The organism is Dyadobacter sp. (genome assembly GCF_051859145.1).
In the GTDB taxonomy this organism is placed as follows: Bacteria; Bacteroidota; Bacteroidia; order Cytophagales; family Spirosomataceae; genus Dyadobacter.
In genome coordinates, this window is the sequence record NZ_JBHYGF010000085.1 from 5,073 (window position 1) to 11,422 (window position 6,350).

Sequence of the window (6,350 nt, forward strand, 5' to 3'; positions counted from 1 at the left end):
GCGCCGGGTTAAATACCTGCGCGAGAAGGAAATCCATTTCATGGGGATCGGCGTTTCGGGTGGTGAAGAAGGTGCGCGCCGCGGACCGAGTATTATGCCGGGCGGCGATTTGCAAGCTTACGAAAATGTAAGACCAATGCTCGAAGCAGTAGCCGCCAAAGTAGACGGTACTCCCTGCGTAGCTTATTTAGGTAAAGAAGGTGCCGGACATTATGTCAAAATGGTGCACAATGGAATAGAATACGCCATTATGCAGCTGATCAGTGAATCTTACGCGATCCTGAAAGCAGCCGGATTGAGCAACCAGGCGCTACATGAAGTATTTAAAAATTGGAATGAAGGCGACCTTCAATCGTTTTTGGTTGAAATTACAGCTGACATTTTCTTGCAAAAAGATGATAAATCAACCGCAGATCTCTTAGACGTGATTTCCGATAAAGCTGGTTCAAAAGGAACAGGCAAATGGACTTCACAAGATTCTATGGAGTTGCCTGTGGCCGTTCCAGTTATTGACATTGCTGTGGCAATGCGCACCATTTCAGGTTATAAGGATGAAAGAACAGCCGCCGCTCAATTGTACAGCGGAAGCACAGTTGCCGCAGAAGAGATAGAAGTGTTGATAGGCCAAGTGCACGACGCTTTGTATTTCGCTACTATTATAGCTTATTCGCAGGGTCTGGCTATGTTGTTCCAAGCATCGAAGGAATTACAAATGGAAATTCCGTTAACAGAAGTTGTGAGCGTGTGGAGAGGCGGCTGTATTATTCGCTCATCATTACTCGGTTTGTTTATCGGAGCTTACCGAGAAAACCCGGAATTATCTAATGTGTTGTTGAACGAACGTGTAGCATTGATGGTTAAGTCGTCGGAATATAACATGCGTATGCTTATCGCGTTTGCCGCCCAGTCAGGTATTCCCGTAGGTGGATTTATGTCGTCATTAGCGTATTTTGATGCTTATCGTTCCGAGCGTATGCCGACCAATTTGATCCAGGCGCAACGCGACTATTTCGGTGCGCACACTTACCAACGTATCGATACCCCCGGTACTTTTCATACAGTATGGGGTCAACAATAAAATAGAAGTTTTATGCAAAGCAATAAACGTCCTCCTGCCTCGGTACTATTTATCTTCGGCGGAAGCGGAGATTTGAATTACAGGAAATTAACTCCGGCACTTTACAATCTTTTTCTGGATAACTGGATGCCGGATCAGTTCGCGATTGCCGGAATCGGAAGAAGTCCATATACAAATGAAGCTTATCACGAGCATTTGCTTGATGGTGTAACCAAGTTTTCCCGGAGAAAAGGAAAGCAGAATGGTCACTGGACCGAGTTCGCCGAGCACGTTTCGTACCTGCAAATGGACGGCGACGATGCGGCCGCTTATCACAAGATTACAGATCTCGTTAAGCAAAAAGAAGAGGAGTGGGGAGTTCATCCCAACGTGATTTTATACCTGGCAGTTGCGCCGCAGCTTGTTCCTTCCATTGCGCAAAAGTTGGGTGCATTGAAGATCTGTTCTGAGAAAGGTACAACCAGGATTGTGGTTGAAAAACCCTTCGGTCACGACCTGGCGAGCGCGCATGAACTGAATATTTTACTTTCTGAAATGTTTGCCGAAGAGCAGATTTTCCGGATTGACCATTACCTGGGAAAAGAAACGGTACAGAATATCCTTGCGTTGCGTTTTGCCAATGCATTGTTCGAGCCGATCTGGAACCGCAATTACATTGACCATATTCAAATAACTGCTGCCGAGAGCGTGGGCCTTGAAGGTCGCGGTGGATACTTTGAACATGCAGGTGCATTGCGCGATATGGTACAAAACCACATTCTGCAAATCCTTTGTATGATCGCGATGGAGCCGCCGGTTTCATTCGATGCCAATGAAATTCGCAACAAGAAAGTAGATGTACTGAATGCGATCCGTCGCATTACCAAAGAGCAGGTACACGATTTTGCTGTGCGCGGTCAATATTCAGGCGGCTGGAAAAAAGGCGAGAGGGTAGTGGGGTACCGTGAAGAAATCGGAGTTAACCCGCAGTCTAATATCGATACTTTTGCCGCGGCCAAATTCTACATTGACAACTGGCGCTGGCAGGGGGTACCTTTCTATGTGAGAACCGGAAAGTATCTCAATCAAAAAGCCACGCATATTACATTGCAATTTAAGCCCGCGCCGCACTATGCATTTCCGGCAGAAGCAGCGGAAACCTGGCGCGCAAACCGCTTAACTATCAGTATCCAGCCGAATACGGATATCAGCATTCGCTTCCAGTCAAAACGTCCGGGACAGACAATGACGCTGGATCCGGTGGATATGACATTTGATTACGACGCTGTTGCGGGTGAGCATTTGCCGGAAGCTTACGAAACTTTGCTGCTGGATGTAATGGAAGGCGACGCAACGTTATTCATGCGGAATGATCAGGTGGATGCAGCATGGAAAGTGATTATGCCGATTCTGGAAACCTGGGAAGCGAGGACACCGCAGGATTTTCCAAACTACGCGCCGGATTCATGGGGACCTGATGAGGCCGACGCATTGATTGCCCGCGACGGTCATACCTGGATCAACCTGCCACCAGTACCCTGATTTATGGAAATTCACATTGAAAAGGACGGAAAACAGCTTAGCGAGAAACTGGCTACCTGGCTTGTTACTTACATTAAGCAGGTACTCGCTGAAAAGCCGCATTTTACATTCGTACTTTCCGGCGGGAGTACGCCGAAGCAGCTTTATTCAATGCTGGCACAATCGCCTTACAAAGAGCAAATTCCCTGGGAGAATATCCTGTTTTTCTGGGGCGACGAGCGCGCGGTTCCTTTTGAGGACTCACGCAACAATGCGAAAATGTGCTATGACGAGCTGCTGGACAAGGTTCCGGTTAAAAAGGAGAATATCTTTATTATGCGCACAGATCTGTCGCCGGAAGAATCGGCAGCAGACTATGAGCACATATTAAGGACGCATTTCGAAGGGAAGGAAACAACTTTTGATTTTGTGTTATTGGGAATGGGCGACGATGGTCACACCCTATCGCTTTTCCCGGGGACCGAGGTGGTACATGAGAGAAATCTTTGGGCAACTTCATTTTTCCTTGACGCTCAGAATATGTACCGCATTACATTGACTGCCCCGATTGTTAATCAAGCCGCCGCGGTCGCATTCCTGGCGGTAGGAGCAGGTAAGGCGCAGACTTTGAAGCATGTTTTGGAAGGTGAAAAGAACATTGACCTTTACCCTTCGCAAATCATTCAGCCAAAGGGGCAATTGCATTGGTTTATAGATGAGTCGGCAGCTGCATTGCTATCAAAGTAAGAACTGAATTTTAAATGCTTAAAAGGCGCCTCGGAAACGGGGCGCTTTTTTTATGTGGCAAAATCTCGCGTTTAAAATGTCTGCAAACCATTAGATAAAAATAACCCGTCGTTTGAAAGTCGCGGAAGTACATTTATCACAACAAACCTCAACCAAACTATGCAACATTTACTAAAAGTACTCGCGGCGATTATCGTGATTACCTACTCGCTGCACCTCGTCAATGCACGTAACGATCTGCTGGTTTTCAGCGGAGTAGCCGTAATCCTGGCGGCGCTTTACTTCCTCTTCCGGGAGCTTGACCAAGTTTTTGAACAACTAAAATCTAAACTATAATCCAAATGAGAAGAAACATTATACTTGGCTTAATTGGTTTTATTCTACTGACAATCGTTATTACAGTGCAGCCTTTCAGCTTTGAAAGCATAGATGCTGGCAATGTGGGTATTCGCATTAATTTGTACGGAAGCGACAAGGGAGTTGACAACATCACAATGGTAACCGGCCGCGTGTGGTACAATGCGTGGACTACCAAAATCATCGAATTTCCGACTTACACGCAAAGTGTAGACTACGATTCATTTGTGATCACGACCAAAGATGCGGCAGAATTCAAGGTGGACCCGAAGCTGAACTACCACATTAATCCCGATAAAGTCCCACAGATATACCGCCAGTACAGGCGGCCGCTTTCCGAAATCCAGCAGGGATTTATGAAGAATACCATTTACGATGCATACCGGATTGTAGCCAACTCATTTACTTCCGACAGCGTAATGTCCAACCGGGAAGTATTTGAAGATCGTGTACAAAACGTTTTGACAAAAACACTGGGTAAAGACGGTTTTATCTACGATCAGCTGACTTCTGCGATTACGCCGCCGCCTTCATTGCGGCAAATGATCGATGAGAAAAATACTTCGATACAGGCCAGACTGAAAGCCGAAAACCAGGCCAAACAAGCGGAAGCAGAAGCAAAAGTGTTGATCGCACGGGCAGAAGGTCAGGCAAAAGCTACATTGATCAAGGCGCGGGCCGAGGCAGAAGCAAACCAGCTGCGTCAGAAAACCTTAACTCCATTATTGATCCAACAGGAATGGGTCGCCAAATGGAACGGCGTTTTGCCTACGACCAATGCAGGCGGCAGTACCAGCCTGATGCTGGGTGTGAAATAAGATATTTGCGGAAAGACCTAAGAAAATGCCGGGCCAATGCAGACCCGGCATTTTTGCTATTGTAGTTTCGGGTAAAGTTTTCCAGGCAATTCGATGTGCGCAAGTGAATCAATTTCTGCATTGAAGGATTTGAATACATCTTTTTCTACTTTCAACCTGCTGCTATCTCTCACCTGAATGTTCACTTTTTCGAAGCTGTTAACACCTCCGAACTTGATCAATCCGCCTGAGCTGACATCCGTGTCCAGATTTTTAATCGCATTGTCGCTCAGAAGCAGCACGCCATTTTTTACTGAAATAGCCAAGTCTCCATTCTTCCAGTTTTTAACCCTGAGCGGTACATTATCCGCTGTGATCGTCTTGATCCCGGGTGCTGTAATATAGAAGTTAGGCGCGATATTGAAAGTCTGCTCGGTAAATGGCCCGTACTGCTCCCATTCCCGCTTGTAGTTGAAAACCAGTGTGTCGCCTTTAATTTTCCAATCGTAGTATTTCTGTTCAGGAGATGCCATTAATTCAAACTTGTCTCCCTGACTGATTTCGGTGAGTCCGAATGTTTTTCCTCCCAATTTTACATACTTGAATGGTTTTACGGTTTCCTTTCTAAAACCATAAAAAGGATCATTCCTGTCTATTTGCTCAAATTCAGCCTTTAAAATCAGATTGGAAACCAGCAGGACAAGAAATGTGAGCGAAAAGAGCGCGATCAGAAAGATGTTACTTTGCTTCATTTTGGTAAAAATTAGTTCGTGACAGGATAGGTTTCAGTAATAAACTTGTCATAGCGCGTCTGTAACTCGTCCATGCTGATATTTAAAAGGTAGAGCGTACGAAAGAAATCCGGCAGCTCGCTTTCCAGAAACCGCTCTTTCCGATAAAGCAGAATGCGTTCAACGGCCTTATCATCAGCAGAATACCCAATTCCTCTTTTATTAAAAATGATCTCTTTGTTTTGGAGGAATTCGTACGTTCTCATTACCGTATTAGGGTTCACTTCAAGAGCGGCGGCCAGGTCGCGAACTGATAGAATCCGCTCTCCGGGCGGCCATTTGCCGAGCAGGATCTGCTCGCAGATATAATCTGCGATTTGCAGGTAAATGGCTTGTTTATCTTTAAATTCCATGAATAGTGTCGTTTAAATTTCTTTCTCTTTGAGGCGCAGGTAAGCGATGAACCAGAAACTGAGTGCCACAAAGGCAGCAAATGCCTGAAACATGTAAATGGCAGCCGGCGGAAAGAGCACATTGTAAAATTTGATGTGTCCATCGCGGATCATCAATACATTATCGCCCTCCCAGATCTTCCAGCCGGTCAGGGGAAATGCAACCACTTTTTGCGGATAGCCCGTAAAGTGACTTGCAAGTGCCGTATTGAAGAAGAAAAGTGTAAGAACCAGGATCAGCACAAATGTTGCCGTTTTAATGTAAGAGGCTTTCGGGAAATAAATGGATCCCAGGAAAACAATGGAGTGCAGAATGAAATAGCTGAAATAGAAATACTGCAATGGTTCAGACTGAATGTAGCTGTATTTGTATCCTCCTTCCGGAATCTTTGAATTACCGATATCGATGGTGTAATGATGAAGTTTGAGAAAAAAGAGGAGGAATGGAACGATGAAGATGATGTTCAAGACAAATGCACTCAGATACTTTTCCAGTTTTGAGGCCGGCACCATTAATGCTGCAATACAGGTTTGTGGCGAAGAATACTGCGTAAGTGCGTTGCTCGAATAAAAACTCCCTCCGAAAAGCAGCACCACAAACAAAGCCAGGTAATGCAGTGCCTCCCGCAGCCCGCTCGGCTCGCGGTACATAGTAACCGGCAGCAGCATCAGCAGCAATGCGACGACC

Annotated in this window: 8 protein-coding genes; 5 read left to right on the top strand and 3 right to left on the bottom strand. The window is 45.8% G+C overall.

The features are described from left to right. The 5 genes from gndA to ACTIE6_RS06535 all read left to right on the top strand — a co-directional run. Nucleotides 1-1,078 (top strand): NADP-dependent phosphogluconate dehydrogenase (gndA, locus tag ACTIE6_RS06515; protein ID WP_439555863.1); only part of this gene is annotated, 1,078 nt, incomplete at its 5' end. Between the two features lie 12 nt (nt 1,079-1,090). Then, nucleotides 1,091-2,599, top strand: coding sequence for a glucose-6-phosphate dehydrogenase (zwf, locus tag ACTIE6_RS06520; RefSeq protein WP_439555864.1), 1,509 nt, complete (start codon nt 1,091-1,093; stop codon nt 2,597-2,599). 3 nt (nt 2,600-2,602) lie between these two features. After that, nucleotides 2,603-3,325 (top strand): 6-phosphogluconolactonase, encoded by a 723-nt coding sequence (pgl, locus tag ACTIE6_RS06525; RefSeq protein WP_439555865.1) that lies wholly within the window; start codon nt 2,603-2,605, stop codon nt 3,323-3,325. Nucleotides 3,326-3,484: 159 nt separating this feature from the next. After that, nucleotides 3,485-3,661, top strand: a complete 177-nt coding sequence (locus tag ACTIE6_RS06530; protein WP_439555866.1) for a hypothetical protein — start codon at nt 3,485-3,487, stop codon at nt 3,659-3,661. Nucleotides 3,662-3,666: 5 nt separating this feature from the next. Beyond that, a complete protein-coding gene (locus tag ACTIE6_RS06535) occupies nt 3,667-4,500 on the top strand; it encodes an SPFH domain-containing protein (protein ID WP_439555867.1) in 834 nt (277 codons plus the stop codon). Nucleotides 4,501-4,556: 56 nt separating this feature from the next. On the opposite strand, the gene ACTIE6_RS06540 is transcribed toward ACTIE6_RS06535, so the two are convergent. From ACTIE6_RS06540 to ACTIE6_RS06550, 3 genes are all read right to left on the bottom strand, one after another. Beyond that, a complete protein-coding gene (locus tag ACTIE6_RS06540) occupies nt 4,557-5,231 on the bottom strand; it encodes a hypothetical protein (RefSeq protein WP_439555868.1) in 675 nt (224 codons plus the stop codon). 11 nt (nt 5,232-5,242) lie between these two features. Beyond that, nucleotides 5,243-5,623 carry a GntR family transcriptional regulator gene (locus ACTIE6_RS06545; RefSeq protein ID WP_439555869.1) on the bottom strand — a complete coding sequence of 127 codons (381 nt, stop codon included), beginning with the start codon at nt 5,621-5,623 and terminating at the stop codon, nt 5,243-5,245. A gap of 12 nt (nt 5,624-5,635) precedes the next feature. Further along, a partial coding sequence (locus ACTIE6_RS06550; RefSeq protein WP_439555870.1) for a hypothetical protein occupies nt 5,636-6,350 on the bottom strand: 715 nt, incomplete at its 5' end.